Below are 18,784 nucleotides of genomic sequence, written 5' to 3'. Positions count from 1 at the left end.
CGGATGGCGGGCAGGATGGCCCGATGACCGATGATCAGCGTAGGCAGACCCCCCGCACCGCCGACGAACGCGCCACACTGGCAGGCTTCCTGGACTACCAGCGCGACACCCTCGCGATGAAGTGCGAGGGCCTCAGCACGGAGCAGCTCCGCGCCCGCGTGCTGGAGCCGTCCGGGCTCTCCCTGCTCGGGCTGGTCCGCCACCTCGCCGAGGTGGAGCGCAGCTGGTTCCGCAACGTCCTCAACAAGGAGGACGCGCGCGGCTTCTGGGCGCACCCCGACGGCTCCTTCGCCGAGTTCGACGCCGAGACCGCCGACCCCGACGAGGCCTTCGCGATCTGGCGCCGCGAGTGCGACCACGCCAGGGAACTCGTGGCCGCCGCGGAGTCGTTGGACGTCCTGGGCCACTACGGCGAGGAGGTCTTCTCGCTGCGCTGGATCCTCACCCACATGATCGAGGAGTACGCCCGCCACAACGGCCACGCCGACCTCCTCCGCGAACACCTCGACGGCACCACCGGCGAGTAGCAGCGCAGGGCACCGGACAGCGCCGGGCACTCGGAGGGAACACGTCGTCCGGGCACTGGACAACCCGGTGTTCGTGGAGTACCTGAACACCGGGTTGGAGGTTTCCGTGCTGCTGGCCGGGCTCAACGGGTGAGGCCGGCCAGCAGCGTGACGGTCGGTCAGATGTCGCGGAAGGTCTCGATCCGGGCGCCGATGGAGTTGAGGCGCTCGGCGAGGTCCTCGTAGCCGCGGTTGATGACGTAGACGTTGCGCAGGACGGAGGTGCCCTGGGCGGCGAGCATGGCGAGCAGGATGACCACGGCGGGGCGCAGGGCCGGCGGGCACATCATCTCGGCGGCGCGCCAGCGGGTGGGGCCCTGGACCAGTACGCGGTGCGGGTCGAGGAGCTTGACGTCGGCGCCGAGGCGGGTCAGCTCGGTCAGGTAGATCGCGCGGTTGTCGTACACCCAGTCGTGGATCATCGTGGTGCCGTGCGCGGCCGCGGCGATGGCGGCGAAGAACGGCACGTTGTCGATGTTGATGCCGGGGAACGGCATCGGGTGGATGGTGTCGATCGGCGCGGTGAGCTTGGAGGGGCGCACGGTGAGGTCGACCAGTCGGGTCTGACCGTTGTGGGCCCGGTACTCGGGGGTGCGGTCGTAGTCGAGGCCCATGCCCTCCAGCACCGCGAGCTCGATCTCCAGGAACTCGATCGGCACCCGGCGGATGGTCAGCTCGGAGGAGGTGACGACGGCGGCGGCCAGCAGGCTCATCGCCTCCACCGGGTCCTCGGCCGGGGTGTAGTCGACGTCGCAGGTGATCTCCGGGACGCCGTGCACGGTGAGGGTGGTGGTGCCGATGCCCTCGATCCGCACGCCCAGCTTCTCCAGGAAGAAGCAGAGGTCCTGGACCATGTAGTTGGGCGAGGCGTTGCGGATGACGCTGACGCCGTCGTGCCGGGCGGCGGCCAGCAGGGCGTTCTCGGTGACGGTGTCCCCGCGCTCGGTCAGGACGATCGGGCGGTCCTGCGGGGTGCCCGGCTCGACCGAGGCGTGGTAGGCACCGCCGGTGGTGGCGACCTCCAGGCCGAAGCGGCGCAGCGCGGTCAGGTGCGGCTGCACGGTGCGGGTGCCGAGGTCGCAGCCGCCGGCGTACGGGATGGCGAAGCGCTGGGCGCGGTGCATCAGCGGGCCGAGGAACATCAGCACGCTGCGGGTGCGGCGGGCCGCCTCGACGTCCATCGCCGCGAGGTCGAGCTCGGCGGGCGGGGTGAGTTCGAGGTCGCGGCCCTCGTTGATCCAGCGGCTCTTGACGCCGATGCTGGTGAGCACCTCGAGGATGCGGTAGACCTCTTCGATCCGGGCGACGCTGCGGATCGTGGTGCGGCCGGTGGTCAGCAGCGAGGCGCAGAGGATCGCCACGCAGGCGTTCTTGCTGCTGCGGACGTCGATCGCGCCGGAGAGCCGGGTGCCGCCGGCGACGCGCAGGTGCATCGGGCCGGAGTAGCCGAGGGAGACGATCTCGCTGTCGAGGGCTTCGCCGATGCGGGCGATCATCTCAAGGCTGACGTTCTGCTTGCCCTGTTCGATGCGGTTGACCGCGCTCTGGCTGGTTCCGAGGGCTTCGCCGAGCTGCGCCTGGGACCAGCCGCGGTGCTGGCGCGCGGTACGGATGAGGGTGCCGATGCGGGTGAGGTAGTCGCCTGTCACTCGCCAGACGATATCTCATGGTTGAGATGGCGACAGAACCGGGGGGCCGCCCTACTGCTCCATTTGTCCGATTCTTGCCCTGTTTGGGCGTCAGTTCTTCACGTCACCGGGCGATGTTGTCGCGCCGTCGTGACACCCGTGACATTGTCACGGCCCGAGCGGCTCCGCCCGGCCGACGACGGTGCCCGCGCGGTCGATGCAGATGACGTCCACCGCGACCGGCGAGCCCACCAGCACGCCGAGCGCCGTCGCCCGGGCCGCCTCGGCGACCAGGTCCCCGAGCGGCACCCCGGCCGCACGGCACAACTGCACGGCCTCCAGCGCGGTGTTGGCGCCCGCGACCGCCTCGGCCAGCGCCTCGTCCGCGCCGCCCCGGCGGGCCAGTCCGGCCAGGTAGCCCTTGTCCACCTGGGAGCGCGCCGAGTGCAGGTCGAGGTGGCCCGCCGCGAGCTTGGACAGCTTGGCGAAGCCGCCCGCGATGGTCAGCCGGGGCACCGGGTGGCGCTTGAGGTACTTGAGCACCGCACCGGCGAAGTCGCCCATGTCCAGCAGCGCGTCCTCGGGCAGCCCGTGCTCCGCGACCGCGACCTTCTCCGAGGTCGAGCCGGTGCAGCCGGCCACGTGGGTGCGCCCCGCCGCGCGGGCCACGTCCACGCCGCGGCGGATCGAGTCGATCCAGGCCGAGCAGGAGTAGGGGACGACCACCCCGGTCGTACCGAGGATGGACAGGCCGCCGAGGATGCCGAGCCGGGGGTTCCAGGTGGAGCGGGCGATCTCCTCGCCGTGGTCGACCGCGATCTCGACCACCACGTCCCCGCTGCCGCCGTGCGCGGCGGCCACCTCGGCGACGGCGTCCCGGATCATCTGCCGGGGCACCGGGTTGATCGCGGGTTCGCCGACGGGCAGCGGCAGGCCGGCCTTGGTGACCGTCCCCACCCCGGGGCCGGCCCGGAACACCACCCCGGTGCCGGGCTCGCCGGACCGTACGGTCGAGCGGATCAGCGCGCCGTGGGTGACGTCGGGGTCGTCGCCCGCGTCCTTGACCACACCGGCCATGGCGGCGGTGCGCCCGCCGGGGCCGGTCGGCTGCTCGGCTGCGGTGAGTTCCTCGGAAGTGGTCGGCTGCTCGGCGACGGTCAGCTGCTCGGCCGCGAGGGCAAAGGCGGGCTGCTGCCCCTTGGGGAGGGTGATGACCACCGGGTCCGGGAACTCGCCGGTGAGCAGCGCGGTGTACGCGGCCCTGGTGGCGGCGGTGGCGCAGGCGCCCGTCGTCCAGCCGGGCCGCAGGCCGCTGCTCTTCAGCTGGCCGGCCCGGCCGCCCGCTCCGGCGCCGACCCCGGCTCCCGCCTCGGATCCCGCTGCGGCCACCTGCGCCCCGTTTCCGACGGCGCCCGCGCCGTCCTTGCTCCGCTCCGGCGGCCGCACCGGACGCCGTCGCCGATTTTCCCCCACCGGCCCTGGTGGGGCCCGACCGGGGTGGCGGCGGCCGCGCCTCGCCCCGCTCGGTGGAACCCCTCGTGCACGAGTTGCGGAGGGTCGCGCCGTCCCGCGTTCCCGAAGAGTTCGCTGCACGGGCCTCGCCCGCCGCGGCTACCAGTGAGTAATCTGGCGGTCCGCCAGAAGCGGGTTCATGACAGACGTGGGCCCGGCCGGGGTCGACTGCCCCGCCGGGCCACCAGCATGTGGGGGTTTTTGTGGCAGGGATGAGTCGGCGTACGTTCCTCACCGGTACGTCGGTGGCCGCCGCCTGGTCGGCCTTGTCGTTGGGCGGCGCGCAGTTCGCCTCGGCCGCGGCGCGCGACCAGGCCCTGGCGACGACGGCCGCGCGGGCGGTCAGGGTCACCGGGACCACGCTGGAGCAGGTGGCCACGCCGGTCGGCACCGGCGGCTACAAGCGGCTGACGGCCGGGCCGGGCTGGCCGCTGGTGGTGCGCGGCGACCTGGCGTCGGCGACCACCGGGCGGGACGACCGCCGGACCGGGCTGGCCAGCTTCGTCCAGTTCAGCGACCTGCACCTGGTGGACACCGAGTCCCCGGTGCGCTTCGAGTACCTGGCCAAGCTCAACGGCAGCGCGTACCGGCCGCAGGAGGCCCTGAACGCCCGCGGTGTCTCGGCCCTCGTCGAGCGGGTCAACTCGCTCGCCGGCGGCCCCTACACCGGGATGCCGTTCAGCATGGTGATGGCCACCGGCGACAACACCGACAACCACGAGCTCGCCGAACTCGACTGGTACCTCAAGGTCATGGGCGGTGGACGGCTGGCCCAGAACACCGGTGACCTCAGCCGCTACGAGGGTGTGCAGAACTCCGGCAACGCCGCCTACTGGAACCCCGAACTCTCCTACAACGACGGCTACAAGGCGAAGGGCTTCCCGCAGATAGCCGGCTTCCTGTCCGCCGCCGGCCGCCCCTTCGACGCGCCGGGCCTGCGCACGCCCTGGTACACCACGGTCGGCAACCACGACGACAGCATCGAGGGTTCGCTGCCGGACCTCGGACTGCTGAACGACCTGTACACCGGCCAGTACAAGCTGGAGGGCTGCGACGACGCCACGGCCGCCCAGCTGACGGACTCGCTGCGCCGCGACCCGGCGGGCGCCGTGCTGCTGCTGGCGAAGCTGATCGCCAGTGGCGACCTGGTCCGCAAGGTCACCCCGGACGAGCGCCGCCGGCCGTTCACGCTCAAGGAGTTCGCCAAGGCCCACCTGAACCCGGCGGTCACCGGCGCCGGCCCGTACGGGCACGGCTTCACCTCGGACATGGCGAACAGCGGCAAGCTCTACTACACCTTCCGCATCTCGGAGAAGGTGGTCGGCATCAGCCTGGACACCACCAACCAGGCCGGGTTCGCCGACGGTTCGCTGGGCACCGCGCAACTGCGCTGGCTGGAGCAGCAGTTGCAGGCGCACAGCGGGCACTGGTACGACGCCGACGGGCGCAAGGTGACCGGCGGGAGCACGGACGAGCTGATCCTGCTCTTCAGCCACCACACCAGCGGCACGATGGGCAACCTGCTGCCGGACCCGCGCAACATCTTCGAGGGACGGCACGACGGCAACGAGCTGGTCGCGCTGCTCCAGCGCTACCCGAACGTGGTCGCGTGGGTGAACGGGCACACCCACATGAACAAGATCACGCCGCACGGCCACGCGGTGCCGGAGCGGGCGTTCTGGGAGATCAACACCGCCTCGCACATCGACTACCCGCAGCACGGGCGGATCATCGAGATCGCGGACAACGGGGACGGCACGCTCTCGCTGTTCACCACGCTGATCGAGTCCTCCGCCCCGTACGGGACGGACTTCGGCGGCACCTCGGACGCCAACCTCGCGGCGCTCTACCGCGAGCTGTCGTACAACGACCCGAACGGCCGCCCGGCGGCGCTGCTGGGCGCGGGCGGGGACCACAACACGGAGCTGCTGCTCACCAAGCCGACCCGGTAGCGGTCGGCAGCCGGAGAACAGGGAACGGATACCAGCGAACAGAGAACAGATGACAGCGAACAGATGATGAAATCTGTTCGCTGTCATCTGTCACCCGTCACTCCTCCGGGTACCGCCGCGGCGTCCAGACGACCTCCACGCCGCCGCCCCGCTCGACCGCCCGGGTCTGCGAGGAGCCGATCAGCAGGATGGTCCGCATGTCGACCAGCGCCGGGTCCAGCTCGCCCAGTCGGACGATCCGCACCCGCTCGGTCGGGCCGCCGACGTCGCGGGCCATCACCACCGGGGTCTCGGGTGCCCGGTACTCCAGCAGCAGGTCCCGGGCGAGCCCGACCTGGGTGATCCGGGACTTCGAGCCCGGGTTGTACAGGGCGAGCACCAGGTCCGCCTCGGCCGCGGCCCGCAGCCGCTTCGCCACCACGTCCCACGGCTTGAGCCGGTCCGAGAGCGACACCGTCGCGTAGTCGTGCCCGAGCGGGGCGCCGGCCCGGGAGGCGGCCGCGTGGGCGGCGGTCATCCCGGGGAGCACCCGCACCGGGACGTCCCGGTAGGCCTCCTCGCAGGCGACCTCCAGCACGGCGGTGGCCATCGCGAACACCCCCGGGTCACCCGAGGACACCACCGCGACGCGGTGCCCGCGCCGGGCGAGTTCCAGGGCGAACTCGGCGCGCTCCGACTCCACCTTGTTGTCCGAGCCGTGCCGCCGCTGCCCCGGCCGCTCCGGCACCCGGTCCAGGTAGGTGGTGTAGCCGACCAGGTCGGTGGCCTCGGAGAGCGCGCCGCGCGCCTCGGCGGTCAGCCAGAGCGGCCCGGCCGGCCCGGTGCCGACCACGGTCACGCTGCCGACGCCGTCCGACAGCCGGACCTCCGGCTCCAGCGGCGCGACCTTGCTCGGCAGCACCGCGACCGAGAAGTACGGCACCGTGTCGCCGTCGACCTCGGCGAGCGGCGCGATCCGCTCCCCCGCCATGAAGGCCCGTTCCACGTACTGCGCCTCCGCCAGCCGCCCAGCCCGCTCCAGGGCCCGGCGGACGGTCGGGAAGGTGCGCCCCAGCTTCATGATCACGGCCGAGTCGGCGGCCGCGATCCGCGCCGTCAGCTCCTCCTCGGGCAGCGTGCCGGGGATGACGGTGAGCGTCTCCTCGGCCTCGGTCAGCGGCTGCCCGAGCCGGGCCGCGGCCGCGCTGAGCGAGGTCACGCCCGGCACCACCTCGGTCGGGTAGCGGTGCGCGAGCCGCTTGTGCATGTGCTGGTAGGAGCCGTAGAAGAGCGGGTCGCCCTCGGCGAGGACGACCACGTCGCGCCCGGCGTCCAGGTGGGCGGCCAGCCGGGCCGCGGCCTCCTCGTAGAAGTCGTCCAACGCGCCGCGGTAGCCGCCCGGATGGTCGGTGGTCTCGACGGTGAGCGGGTAGACCAGCTTCTCCTCGATCTGACCGTCCGTCAGATACCGTTCGGCGATCGACCGTGCGATGGACCGGCCGTGCCGGGCGCTGTGGTAGGCCACCACGTCGGCCTTGCCGATGAGTTCGGCGGCGCGGACGGTCACCAGCGACGGGTCGCCCGGGCCGAGCCCGACGCCGTACAGCCGACCCGTGGTGCTCTGACGGTCCGTCACTCTTCTTCGCTCGCAATCGCGTTGATGGCGGCGGCGGCCATCGCACTGCCGCCGCGCCGACCGCGCACCACCAGGTGCTCCAGGCCGGACGGGTGCTCGGCCAGGGCCTGCTTGGACTCGGCGGCGCCGATGAAGCCGACCGGGACGCCGATCACCGCGGCCGGTCGCGGTGCGCCCGCCTCGATCATCTCCAGCAGCCGGAACAGCGAGGTCGGGGCGTTGCCGACGGCGACCACCGCGCCCTCCAGCCGGGGCAGCCACAGCTCCATGGCCGCGGCGCTGCGGGTGTTGCCCATCGTGCGGGCGAGTTCGGGCACCGAGGGGTCGGTGAGGGTGCAGATCACCTCGTTGTCGGCCGGCAGCCGCCGACGGGTGACGCCGCTCGCGACCATGTTGACGTCGCAGAGGATGGGCGCACCCGCGTGCAGCGCGGCGCGCGCGGAGGCGACCACACCGGGCGAGTACACCAGGTCCTCGACCAGGTCGACCATCCCGCAGGCGTGGATCATCCGCACCGCGACCTGGGAGACGTCCGCCGGGAGGGCGGCCAGATCGGCCTCCGCGCGGATGGTGGCAAAGGACTGGCGGTAGATGGACGCGCCGTCCTTCTCGTACTCGATCACTTCGTGGTCCTCCTGGCCTCGGCGACCGCCTCGGCCATCTCCTCGTTCGTCACAACGGCGTTCGTCACAACGGCGTTCATCTCATGGGCCTTCGCCGCATCGGGCTCCGGCACGTCGGCGTTCGCCCCGTTCACCGTCACCCGGTAGCCGCGCCCCGTGGCGAGCACGTCCACCCACCGCCCGGCCGGGTGGCCGCAGCGCCGTTCACAGCCCGACCAGTGGACGGGCAGCAGACCATCGGGGCCGGCACCGGTCCTCACCGCGGCACCGGCGTCCAGCGCCCGAGCCGCGTCCGTACGGACGTCGGCCAGCGACTTGGCGCAGCCCGGCAGCCCGGTGCAGGCGGTGGCCCGCTCCCAGGCCGAGCCGGGCTCGGTGCGGAAGCCGGCCGCGGCGAGCCCCGGCAGCCGGTCGGCCGGGGCGCCGGGCAGCACCGCCCCGCGCCAGGGGGTCAGCCGCAGCTCACCGGCCGAGGCGGCGACCAGCGTCCGCCACTGCCCGGCGCTCGCCCGGCCGAACCGCAGCCCCACCGAGAGCCCGCCGCGCAGCGCGCCGACGGCGGGCGCGCTGCCGGCGAAGGCGGGCAGCGGCACCGTGCCGGCCGGCAGCAGTTCGGGGACCTCGCGCAGGTGCCAGGCCTTGCGCCCGTGCGTCCGCAGCGCCGCCAGGAAGGAGCGGGCCGCGTCCAGCACGGCCGTGACCTCCCGCCCGGACTCGACCGGGTGTCCGCGTCCGTCGCGTCCGAGGCGCAGCAACCGCGTGCCGCCCGGGCCTGCGACCAATGTCACATCGGCGTCGAGCGCGGCGACGTCGCCCCGCCCGTCGTCCAGCGCGAACAGGAACTTGCCGGACAGCCCGGCCGCCCAGTCGGCGGCGCACAGCCGCGCGTCCAACTCCCGTACCCAGGACTGCACATCGGCGTTGCCGACGGCTCCCTCGGCAGTGGTGTCCAGTCCGGCCGTCGGCGAGGCGACGATGTTGCGGACCCGCTCGTGGGTGTCCGAGGGCAGCAGCCCGACGGCGCGCAGCCGGTCGGCGAGCTCGGCCGCGCAGTGCGGGGCCAGGCCGCGCAGCTGGACGTTGCCGCGCGAGGTGGTCTCCAACTCGCCGTCGCCGAGGGCCTCGGCGGCCTCGGCCAGCGCGATGGCCTGACGGTCCGTCAGCAGACCGCCGGGCAGGCGGATCCGGGCGAGGGCGCCGTCGTCGGCCGTATGCAGACGAAGTGCTCCGGGACAGGCGTCCGCACGCCCCCGGTCGGGCACCTCCCGGTCGGGTCCTGCGGCGCCCGGCGCGGTGGCGTCGGGTGTCGGTGGCATGGCGGCGAGCATACAGATGATCCGATCGCTTGCCTCCGTCCGCTGCATCACACCCCGGCCCCGCCCCCGCCGCACCTGCCGGACACCCCGAGCCCCCGTCCGCCGGACATCCGAGCCCCGTCGGCCGGACGTCCGAAAGCTCACCCTCCCCCAGGTCAGCCGCACCCCGTACGATGCTGGCGGGCGGTCCCTCACGGACCGTCCGCACGCCAGCGACGGCGCAGGGGAGGAAACCGGTGCGAACCCGGTGCGGTCCCGCCACTGTGACCGCGGTTCACCGGTAGACCGGTCGGCCGCGGGAGCCAGGAACTCCTGCCGTCCTCCACCGGCCCGGGGCGCGGACCCCGAGGAAGGCAGAAATGTTCCAGCGCTGTCGCATGCCCGCGCCCGCGTCCCCGGCCGCCACCACGGCCGTCCCGACCGCCACCACGGCTGTCCCGACCGCCGTCATGCCCGTTCCGGCCGCCGCCACGACCACCCCGGTCGACCGCGCGACCGCCCCGGCCCGCGCCGCGACCACCCCGGTCGACCGCGCGGCCGTCCGTGCCACCCCAGCGGCCGCCCCGGCCCAGATCCCGGCCACCCCGGCCACCGACGAGGCCGGGAGGGCCTTCACATGATCCTGCTGCTGTCGACGTCCGACACCGACCTGCTCAGCGCCCGCGCCTCCGAGGGGCCGGTGCGCTACCGCCTCGGCAACCCGGCCCGGCTCACCCCCGAGGACCTGCCCGCGCTGCTGGAGGGCACCGAGCTCGTCGTGGTCCGCCTGCTCGGCGGGCGCCGCGCCTGGCAGGAGGGCCTGGACGCGCTGCTGGCCGGCCCCCGCCCGGTGGTGGTGCTGACGGGTGAGCAGGCCCCCGACGCCCAGCTGATGGAGCTGTCCACCGTCCCGGCCGGCATCGCCGCCGAGGCGCACGCCTACCTGGCCCACGGCGGCGCCGCCAACCTGGCCGAGCTGGGCGCCTTCCTCTCCGACACCGTGCTGCTGACCGGCCACGGCTTCGCCCCGCCCGCCTCCGCCCCGGCCTGGGGCCCGCTGGAGCGCGAGGCCCGTACGTCCGAGGGTCCGACGGTGGCGGTGCTCTACTACCGCGCCCACCACATGAGCGGCAACACCGCCTTCGTGGAGACGCTCTGCCGGGCCGTCGAGGACCAGGGCGCCCGGGCCAGGGCCTACTACTGCGCCTCGCTGCGCGGCGCCGAGCCCGAGCTGCTGGCCGCGCTCGGCGAGGCGGACGCGATCGTCACCACCGTGCTCGCCGCCGGCGGCACCCGCCCGGCCGACGCCCAGGCCGGCGGGGACGAGGAGGCCTGGGACGCGGGCGCGCTGGCCGCGCTCGACCGCCCGATCCTCCAGGCGCTCTGCCTCACCTGGTCGCGCGCCCAGTGGGAGGCCAGCGACGACGGCCTGTCCCCGCTGGACACCGCCACCCAGATCGCCGTCCCGGAGTTCGACGGCCGCCTGATCACCGTCCCGTTCTCCTTCAAGGAGCTGGACGAGGACGGCCTGACCGTCTACGCCGCCGACCCGGAGCGCGCCGCCCGCGTCGCCGGCACCGCCGTCAAGCACGCCCGGCTGCGGCACGTCCCGGCCGCCGAGCGCCGCCTCGCCCTGGTGCTGTCCGCGTACCCGACCAAGCACGCCCGGGTCGGCAACGCCGTCGGCCTGGACACCCCGGCCAGCGCGGTGCGGCTGCTGGAGCGGCTGCGCGCGGAGGGCATGGACCTCGGGGACGACCTCCCCGCGTTCGACGACGGCGAGGGCGGCCACGAGGGCGACCCGCTGATCCACGCCCTGATCGCGGCCGGCGGCTACGACCAGGACTGGCTCACCGAGGAGCAGCTGGCCCGCAACCCGGTCCGCATCCCCGCCGCCGACTACCGCCGCTGGTACGCCACCCTCCCGCAGGGCCTGCGCGAGCAGGTCGAGGAGCACTGGGGCCCGGCCCCCGGCGAGCTGTACGTCGACCGCTCGCAGAACCCGGACGGCGACATCGTGCTGGCCGCGATCCGCTCGGGGAACCTGCTCGTGCTGATCCAGCCGCCGCGCGGCTTCGGCGAGAACCCGGTCGCCATCTACCACGACCCCGACCTGCCGCCGAGCCACCACTACCTGGCCGCCTACCGCTGGATCCAGGCCGCCCAGGAGGACGGCGGCTTCGGCGCCCACGCGGTGATCCACCTCGGCAAGCACGGCAACCTGGAGTGGCTGCCGGGCAAGACCGCCGCGCTGTCCGCGGAGTGCGGCCCGGACGCCGTCCTCGGCGACCTGCCGCTGGTCTACCCCTTCCTGGTCAACGACCCGGGCGAGGGCACCCAGGCCAAGCGCCGCGCCCACGCCACGCTCGTCGACCACCTCGTCCCGCCGATGGCCCGCGCCGACTCCTACGGCGACATCGCGCGCCTGGAGCAGCTGCTGGACGAGCACTCCAACATCGCCGCGATGGACCCGGCCAAGCTGCCGGCGATCCGCGCCCAGATCTGGACCCTGATCCAGGCCGCCCGGCTCGACCACGACCTCGGCCTGGACGAGCGCCCCGAGGACGACGGCTTCGACGACTTCCTGCTGCACGTCGACGGCTGGCTCTGCGAGGTCAAGGACGCCCAGATCCGTGACGGTCTGCACGTCCTCGGCCAGGCGCCGACCGGCACCGACCGGGTCAACATCGTGCTCGCCATCCTGCGCGCCCGGCAGATCTGGGGCGGCGTCAGCGCCCTGCCCGGCCTGCGCGAGGCGCTCGGCCTGGACGAGGCGGCGCTGACCCTGGGCGCCACCGACGCGGCCGAGGCCCGGGCCCGCGCCCTGGTCGAGGCGATGGAGGCGGAGGACTGGGCGCCCGAGGCGGTCGAGAAGGTGACCGCCGAACTGCCGGAGGCCGTCCAGGAGGCCGTCCGCGCGGTGCTGGACTTCGCCGCCGCCCAGGTGGTGCCGCGGCTCGCGGCCACCACCGACGAGCTGGACGCCGTGCTGCACGCGCTCCAGGGCGGCTTCGTCCCGGCCGGCCCGTCCGGCTCGCCGCTGCGCGGCCTGGTCAACGTGCTGCCCACCGGCCGCAACTTCTACTCCGTCGACCCGAAGGCCGTCCCCAGCAAGCTCGCCTGGGAGACCGGCCAGGCGCTCGCCTCCTCCCTGGTCGAGCGCTACCGCTCGGACAACGACGGCGCGTACCCGCCCTCGGTCGGGCTCTCGCTCTGGGGCACCAGCGCGATGCGCACCGCCGGCGACGACATCGCCGAGGCCTTCGCCCTGCTCGGCGTCCGCCCGGTCTGGGACGACGCCTCGCGCCGGGTCACCGGCCTGGAGCCGATCCCGCTGGACGAGCTGGGCCGCCCGCGCATCGACGTCACGCTGCGCATCTCCGGCTTCTTCCGGGACGCCTTCCCGCACGTGGTCGCCCTGCTGGACGACGCGGTGCGCCTGGCCGCCGCCCAGGAGGAGGCCCCGGAGTCGAACTACGTGCGCGCCCACGTCCAGGCCGACCTCGCCGTGCACGGCGACGAGCGCAAGGCCACCGTCCGCGTCTTCGGCTCCCGCCCGGGCACCTACGGCGCGGGCCTGCTCCAGCTGATCGACAGCCGGGACTGGCGCACCGACGCCGACCTGGCCGAGGTGTACACGGTCTGGGGCGGCTACGCGTACGGCCGCGGGCTGGACGGCCGCCCGGCCCGCGAGGAGATGGAGACCGCGTACAAGCGGATCACCGTCGCCGCGAAGAACACCGACACCCGCGAGCACGACATCGCCGACTCGGACGACTACTTCCAGTACCACGGCGGCATGGTGGCCACCGTGCGGGCCCTCACCGGCAAGGCTCCGACCGCCTACATCGGCGACTCGACCCGGCCGGAGACGGTCCGCACCCGCACCCTGACCGAGGAGGCCGCCCGGGTCTTCCGCGCCCGGGTGGTCAACCCGCGCTGGATCGAGGCGATGCGCCGCCACGGCTACAAGGGCGCCTTCGAGATGGCCGCGACGGTGGACTACCTGTTCGGCTACGACGCCACCACGGGCGTGGTCGCGGACTGGATGTACGAGAAGCTGACCCAGGAGTACGTCCTCGACCCGGTCAACCGGGAGTTCCTCGCGGGCGCCAACCCGTGGGCGCTGCACGGGATCAGCGAGCGGCTGCTGGAGGCGGCGAGCCGCGGGCTGTGGGAGCAGCCGGACCCGGAGCTGATCGAGCAGTTGCAGGCCGCCTTCCTGGAGACCGAGGGGGACCTGGAGGGCGGCGAGGAGTAGGGCCGCGCACGGTGATCGGAGGGGCGGGCCCCCTCGGGGCCGCACTTCCTTGGGGCCACCCCTCCGATCGCCCGTTCTGGCAAGGCCACCGGTACGGCCGGGACCACTGGTTCCGAACATGGGGCTCTTGTCACCCGTTCGGCTGAACGGCGTACTGGTGGTGTACGCCCGTCAAGCGGACAATACGGGTCATGTCGCGTCGCTCCGCTCCCGCCAGCCCGACCCTGAGCACGACCGCCGCCGAGGAACGGGAGCCGCACGCGCCGCACCGGTACCGCGCGCGGACCGGTGCGCTGGCGGCCGGAGCGGTTCCGGTGCTCGCCTTCCCCGCGCCCGGGCAGGCCTGGCTGGCCTGGGTCGCGCTCGTCCCCGGACTGCTGCTGATGCAGCGGGCGCCGTCGGGCCGGGAGGCGGCGGTGCGCGGCTGGTGGTTCGGCGCGGGGTTCATCCTGACCGCGATGTACTGGCTGGTCCCGTCCGTCGGGCCGGGGCTGCCGGTGATCGCGGTGCTGTTCGGGGCGCTCCAGAGCGCCGTCGGGTACACCGTGCACCGGCTGCTGCACCCCCGGCTGACCGCCCGTCGGGCCCTGCTCGCACTGCTGGTCGTACCGGCCGTCTGGGTGACGACCGAGTACGCGCGGTCCTGGCCCGCGCTCGGCGGGCCGTGGGCGCTGCTCGGCGCCACCCAGTGGCAGCACCCGGCGGTCCTCGGGCTGGCCTCGGCCGGCGGGATCTGGCTGGTCAGCGCGGCGGTGGCGGCGGTGAACACCGGGGCGCTGATCGCGCTGACCGCGGTGCACCGGCGGCCGCGGGCCGTCGCGGCCGGGACCGTCGTGCTGGTCCTGGCCTCCGGTCCGCTGCTGTTCGCGCTGCGCGAGGCACCCGCCGCGGACGGGGCCGTGACCGTGGCACTGGTCCAGCCCGGCATCGTCGAGGACCCCCAGGCCCGCTTCGAGGCGAGCGCGCGGATCACGGCCGGACTGGTCGGACAGCCGGTGGACCTGGTCGTGTGGGGCGAGAGCAGCACCACCGCCGACCTGGACCGCGACCCGGCCGCACTGGACACCCTGCGCCGGCTCGCCGCGACCAGCGGCGCCGAGGTCGTCGCCGGGGAGGACGCGCGCAAGACGGACGGGCGGATCTCCAAGGACGCGGTGCTGGTCTCCCCCGCCGGCGTGGTGGACCGCTACCGCAAGATCCGGCTGGTGCCGTTCGGCGAGTACATCCCGCTGCGGCCGGTGCTCGGCTGGATCGCCGGGGTCAGCCGGGCCGCGGGCGAGAACCGGGCACCCGGAACGGCCTTCCACGTCCTGCCCGCCACCGACCGGGAGGGCGCGCCGCTGCCAGTCGGGGCGCTGATCTGCTTCGAGTCGGCCTTCCCCGACATGGCCCGCACCGCCGCCCGGGACGGCGCCCGGGTGCTGGTCTACCAGTCCTCGACCTCGACCTTCCAGCGCACCTGGGCGCCCGAGCAGCACGTCTCGCTGGCCGCGATCCGGGCCGCCGAGACCGGCCGGCCGGCCGTCCAGGCCTCGCTGACCGGGGTCTCGGCCGCGTTCGACGCCCAGGGCAGGGAGCTCGCCCGGCTCGGCACCGACGGCACCGGCGTGCTGACCGTCCGACTGCCGCTCACCGCGCCCGGGACGCTGACCTGGTACGACCGGATCGGCGACGTGGTGCCGCTGGGGGCGCTGCTGGTCACGGCGGGGGCGGCGGGCGCGGGCGTGGCCGGGTGGCGTCGCTCGCGCGCCCTGCGGCGTGCCGGTCAGCCCTCGGTGCCGGCGGTGTAGACGCCGAACGCGGCGCCCTGGGGGTCGCGCAGCACGGCGATCCGCCGGCCGCCCGGCATGCCGGTGGCGGGCGTCAGCACGTCCCCGCCGAGCGCCACCGCCCGGCCGACGGTGCCGTCCACGTCGGCGGCCGCGAAGTACGGCAGCCAGTGCGGCGGCGCCTCGGGCGGGAAGCAGTCGTCCATCGTCAGCATGCCGCCGAAGTCCCGTCCGTCCAGGCCCCACTGGGGGTAGTGCTCGGACGGGGCGACGGACCAGCCGAAGACCTCCGGGTAGAAGGCGAGCGCGCCGGACGGGTCGCGGGTGAGCAGTTCCACCCAGCCGAGCGCGCCGGGCTCGTTGAACACCCCGGCGCCCCGGAAGGCGCGGGCCTGCCAGAGGATGAACACCGCGCCGGACGGGTCGGCGGCCACCGAGAACCGGCCGAAGCCGAAGACGTCGCCGGGGTCCTTCCGGATCAGACCGCCGCACTCCTTGATCCTCGCGGCGGTGGCGTCGGCGTCGGCGACCGCGATGCAGACCGTCCAGGCGATCGGCTGCTGCGGGGCGTAGCGCGGAGTGATGGCGGCGGCCGGGACGCCCCGGACCAGCATCTGGGTGTAGTCGCCCTCCCCGGGGCGGGCCGTGTCGTCCGCCTGCCAGCCGAAGAGCTCGGTGTAGAAGGCCCGGGCGGCGGCCGGATCGGAGGTGCCCAACTCGGTCCAGCAGGGGGCGTTGGTGGTCACGGAGGTCTGCTTCATGGCGTCTGTCCTCGCAGCTTGCTCGGGAACTCCCGGGTTTTCGGCGCCTCGGCCCCCGCACCTCCAGGCCCAGCATGCGGGGCGGGGCGGAGCTTGGCGGGCGGGGTGGGCCGAACGGGCGGCGAGACGGGCGGGCGAACACATGACAGATGACAGCTGACAGATTTCGAAATCTGTCAGCTGTCATCTGTTATCTGTTCGCTGTTATCCGTTAGCTGTCGGCTGTCAGCCTTCGCCCGTCAGCCGCGCACGGCCCTCGCCACCGGGATCCACAGCTCCGCCTCGGCATCGGCCGTGCCCGGAACCGGGCTGACCCGCAGGATCTCCGGACCCGGCCGGGCCTCGTACGGGTTGGACGGGAACCACTGGCCAGCCACGTCCGCCCACATCTCCTGCAGGGCCTGCGGGAACGGCCCGGTGTTGGTGAACACCGCCCAGGTGCCGGCCGGGACGTCGAGCACGTCCAGGTCCGCCGGGACGGCGACCCCCTCGCGCGCCACCACCGCGTGCCAGTAGTCGAGTTCGGACCCCTCCTCGCGGTTCGGCGAGAAGTCGTCGCTCACCGACAGGATCCCGGCCGGGTCGTCCCCGGACAGCTCCGCGATCCGTTCGACCGTCTCCTTGCCGAGTCCCTTGATGAACTCGGCGATCCCCGGGTTGATCCCCAGGTAGATCAGGGTGACCCGGGCCTTCCTGCCGACGATCCGGAAGTCCGGCTTCTCGACGATCCGGTATTCCATACTGCTGCTTCCCTCCACGATGAGTCGGAAGGACATCCGGGGCTGGGAGACGAGCACCGCGCCGTCGCGCCGGGCCTCGCCCGGCCCGACTCCGTGCATGGCCCGGAACGCCCGGGCGAACGCCTCCCCCGAGGAGTACCCGTACCGGACCGCGATGTCGAGCAACGTCCGCTCGCCGTCCAGGACTTCGGCCCCGGCGACGGTGAGCCGCCGACGCCGGACGTACTCCGACAGCGGCATCCCGGCGAGCATCGAGAACAACCGCCGGAAGTGGTACTCCGACGTCATCGCGATCCGCGCCAGCGCGGCCACGTCGACCTCGCGGTCCAGGTCGTGTTCGATCCGGTCCATCGCCCGGTTCAGGTGCTCCAGCACGCCAACCCCGTCCTTCCCTTGCTGACCTTCACCGTAGGAAGGACCCACCCTGCCGCACCCGACAATCGGTGCCCGCTCCGGTCGGGCGCCGGGCTCCGATCGCCGGGTGCCTGGTGCCTGGTGCCTGACCGATCGCCAGGCGACGGCCGTCAGCGGCTCAGATCAGGCCCTGGGCCAGCATCGCGTCCGCGACCAGCTCGAAGCCGGCGATGTTCGCGCCGACCACGTAGTTGCCCGGGTGGCCGTAGCGCTCGGCGGTGGTGAAGCAGGAGTCGTGGACGTGCTTCATGATCCCGGCCAGCCGCTCCTCGGTGTGCTCGAAGGTCCAGGAGTCGCGCGAGGCGTTCTGCTGCATCTCCAGGGCGCTGGTCGCGACGCCGCCCGCGTTCGCCGCCTTGCCCGGACCGAAGGCCACCCCGGCCTCCTGGAACACCCGCACCGCCTCCGGGGTGGTGGGCATGTTCGCACCCTCGGCGACGGCCAGCACCCCGTTGCGCACCAGCGCCAGCGCGTCGGCCTCGGCCAGCTCGTTCTGGGTGGCACAGGGCAGCGCGACGTCACAGGGCACGCCCCACACGCCCGGGCCCTCGACGAACCGGACGTGGCCGCCGCGCAGTCGGGCGTAGTCGGAGACCCGGCCGCGCCGGACCTCCTTGACCTCCTTGAGCAGGTCGAGGTCGATGCCCTTCTCGTCCACCACGTAGCCGGAGGAGTCGGAGCAGGTGAGCACGGTCGCGCCGAGCTGCTGCGCCTTCTCGATGGCGTAGACGGCGACGTTGCCGGAGCCGGAGACGACCACCCGGCGCCCGTCCAGGCTCTCGCCGCGGCTGTGCAGCATCTCGGAGGTGAACATGACGCAGCCGTAGCCGGTGGCCTCGGTACGGACCTGCGCACCGCCCCAGCCGAGGCCCTTCCCGGTGAGCACGCCGCTCTCGTACCGGTTGGTGATCCGCTTGTACTGGCCGAAGAGGTAGCCGATCTCCCGGCCGCCGACGCCGATGTCCCCGGCCGGCACGTCCGTGTACTCGCCGAGGTGGCGGTACAGCTCGGTCATGAAGGACTGACAGAACCGCATGATCTCGGCGTCCGAACGGCCCTTGGGGTCGAAGTCGGAGCCGCCCTTGCCGCCGCCGATGGGCAGGCCGGTGAGCGCGTTCTTGAAGATCTGCTCGAAACCGAGGAACTTGACGATCCCGAGGTTCACCGAGGGGTGGAAGCGCAGCCCGCCCTTGTACGGGCCGAGGGCGCTGCTGAACTCCACCCGGAAGCCGCGGTTGACGTGGATGTCACCGGAGTCGTCCGTCCACGGCACCCGGAACATGAGCTGCCGCTCGGGCTCGCAGATCCGCTCGATGATCCGGGCGTCGAGGAGTTCGGGGCGGTGGGCGAGCACCGGCGCCAGGGTCTCCAGCACCTCGTGGACGGCCTGGTGGAACTCGTCCTCGCCCCGGTTGCGGCGGACCACGTCCGCGTAGAGCGCCTCTATCGCGCGCTGCTCGGCTTCGAAGGAGCCGGGAGCGGAGGTGTGGGGGGTGGCAGGGGTCGTCGACATCTTCAGGACCCTTCCGTGGTCGTCGATGGGCGTGCGCAGTGTCCCGACGGGCCTGAGGGACGTGCCCAGGAAACGGCGCCAGTCTCGCAGTGTCCACACCGCGGGTCCCGCACCATCCACATGCTGGAAGCCCTG

Annotated in this window: 13 protein-coding genes and 1 riboswitch; of the genes, 5 read left to right on the top strand and 8 right to left on the bottom strand. The window is 73.5% G+C overall.

All coding sequences use genetic code 11. The annotated features are described in order from the left end of the window. Positions 1-23 precede the first annotated feature (23 nt). Entirely contained in the window at positions 24-527 is a 504-nt protein-coding gene (locus tag AMK13_RS26525; RefSeq protein ID WP_074004352.1) for a DinB family protein, read from the top strand. Between the two features lie 158 nt (positions 528-685). Here the strand turns inward: AMK13_RS26525 and AMK13_RS26520 are convergent, their stop codons facing one another. Further along, a complete protein-coding gene (locus tag AMK13_RS26520; RefSeq protein WP_049649821.1) occupies positions 686-2,215 on the bottom strand; it encodes a UDP-N-acetylglucosamine 1-carboxyvinyltransferase in 1,530 nt (509 codons plus the stop codon). 147 nt (positions 2,216-2,362) lie between these two features. After that, on the bottom strand, positions 2,363-3,583 hold the full coding sequence (locus tag AMK13_RS26515; protein ID WP_074004453.1) for a cobalt-precorrin-5B (C(1))-methyltransferase: 1,221 nt from the start codon (positions 3,581-3,583) through the stop codon (positions 2,363-2,365). Positions 3,584-3,918: 335 nt separating this feature from the next. Here AMK13_RS26515 and AMK13_RS26510 point away from each other — a divergent pair, with 335 nt between their 5' ends. Further along, a complete protein-coding gene (locus AMK13_RS26510; protein WP_107418848.1) occupies positions 3,919-5,658 on the top strand; it encodes a TIGR03767 family metallophosphoesterase in 1,740 nt (579 codons plus the stop codon). 97 nt (positions 5,659-5,755) lie between these two features. On the opposite strand, the gene AMK13_RS26505 is transcribed toward AMK13_RS26510, so the two are convergent. The 3 genes from AMK13_RS26505 to AMK13_RS26495 are packed head-to-tail and all read right to left on the bottom strand — an operon-like array spanning position 5,756 to position 9,212. After that, complete coding sequence (locus AMK13_RS26505) at positions 5,756-7,273, bottom strand: precorrin-2 C(20)-methyltransferase (RefSeq protein ID WP_074004350.1); 1,518 nt, start codon at positions 7,271-7,273, stop codon at positions 5,756-5,758. After that, positions 7,270-7,896 (bottom strand): precorrin-8X methylmutase, encoded by a 627-nt coding sequence (locus AMK13_RS26500; protein WP_049649824.1) that lies wholly within the window; start codon positions 7,894-7,896, stop codon positions 7,270-7,272. Before AMK13_RS26500 ends, AMK13_RS26505 begins: the two co-directional genes overlap by 4 nt. Beyond that, entirely contained in the window at positions 7,893-9,212 is a 1,320-nt protein-coding gene (locus AMK13_RS26495; RefSeq protein WP_241853033.1) for a cobalamin biosynthesis protein CobG, read from the bottom strand. The genes AMK13_RS26500 and AMK13_RS26495 overlap by 4 nt, the downstream gene beginning before the upstream one ends. 226 nt (positions 9,213-9,438) lie before the next feature. Then, a riboswitch (cobalamin riboswitch) is annotated at positions 9,439-9,524 on the top strand. Positions 9,525-9,571: 47 nt separating this feature from the next. Here AMK13_RS26495 and AMK13_RS43025 point away from each other — a divergent pair. From AMK13_RS43025 to lnt, 3 genes are all read left to right on the top strand, one after another. Beyond that, positions 9,572-9,832, top strand: coding sequence for a hypothetical protein (locus tag AMK13_RS43025; protein WP_143204639.1), 261 nt, complete (start codon positions 9,572-9,574; stop codon positions 9,830-9,832). Beyond that, on the top strand, positions 9,829-13,452 hold the full coding sequence (gene cobN, locus AMK13_RS26485) for a cobaltochelatase subunit CobN (RefSeq protein ID WP_049657984.1): 3,624 nt from the start codon (positions 9,829-9,831) through the stop codon (positions 13,450-13,452). The genes AMK13_RS43025 and cobN overlap by 4 nt, the downstream gene beginning before the upstream one ends. 191 nt (positions 13,453-13,643) lie before the next feature. Then, the gene (gene lnt / locus AMK13_RS26480) at positions 13,644-15,242 is read left to right on the top strand and encodes an apolipoprotein N-acyltransferase (RefSeq protein ID WP_198959434.1); all 1,599 of its coding nucleotides are present in this window, start codon (positions 13,644-13,646) and stop codon (positions 15,240-15,242) included. Here lnt and AMK13_RS26475 read toward each other — a convergent pair. The 3 genes from AMK13_RS26475 to gdhA form a co-directional block, all read right to left on the bottom strand. Next, positions 15,218-15,982 (bottom strand): VOC family protein, encoded by a 765-nt coding sequence (locus AMK13_RS26475; protein WP_074004347.1) that lies wholly within the window; start codon positions 15,980-15,982, stop codon positions 15,218-15,220. The two genes, lnt and AMK13_RS26475, sit on opposite strands and share 25 nt — an antisense overlap. Positions 15,983-16,221: 239 nt before the next feature. After that, positions 16,222-17,097, bottom strand: a complete 876-nt coding sequence (locus AMK13_RS26470; protein WP_074004346.1) for an AraC family transcriptional regulator — start codon at positions 17,095-17,097, stop codon at positions 16,222-16,224. Positions 17,098-17,254: 157 nt separating this feature from the next. Further along, positions 17,255-18,649 (bottom strand): NADP-specific glutamate dehydrogenase, encoded by a 1,395-nt coding sequence (gdhA, locus tag AMK13_RS26465; RefSeq protein WP_074004345.1) that lies wholly within the window; start codon positions 18,647-18,649, stop codon positions 17,255-17,257. Positions 18,650-18,784 lie beyond the last annotated feature (135 nt).

Source organism: Streptomyces sp. CB02056 (genome assembly GCF_001905545.1).
Taxonomy (GTDB): domain Bacteria; phylum Actinomycetota; class Actinomycetes; order Streptomycetales; family Streptomycetaceae; genus Kitasatospora.
This window is presented reverse-complemented; position numbering and strand designations above follow the sequence as displayed.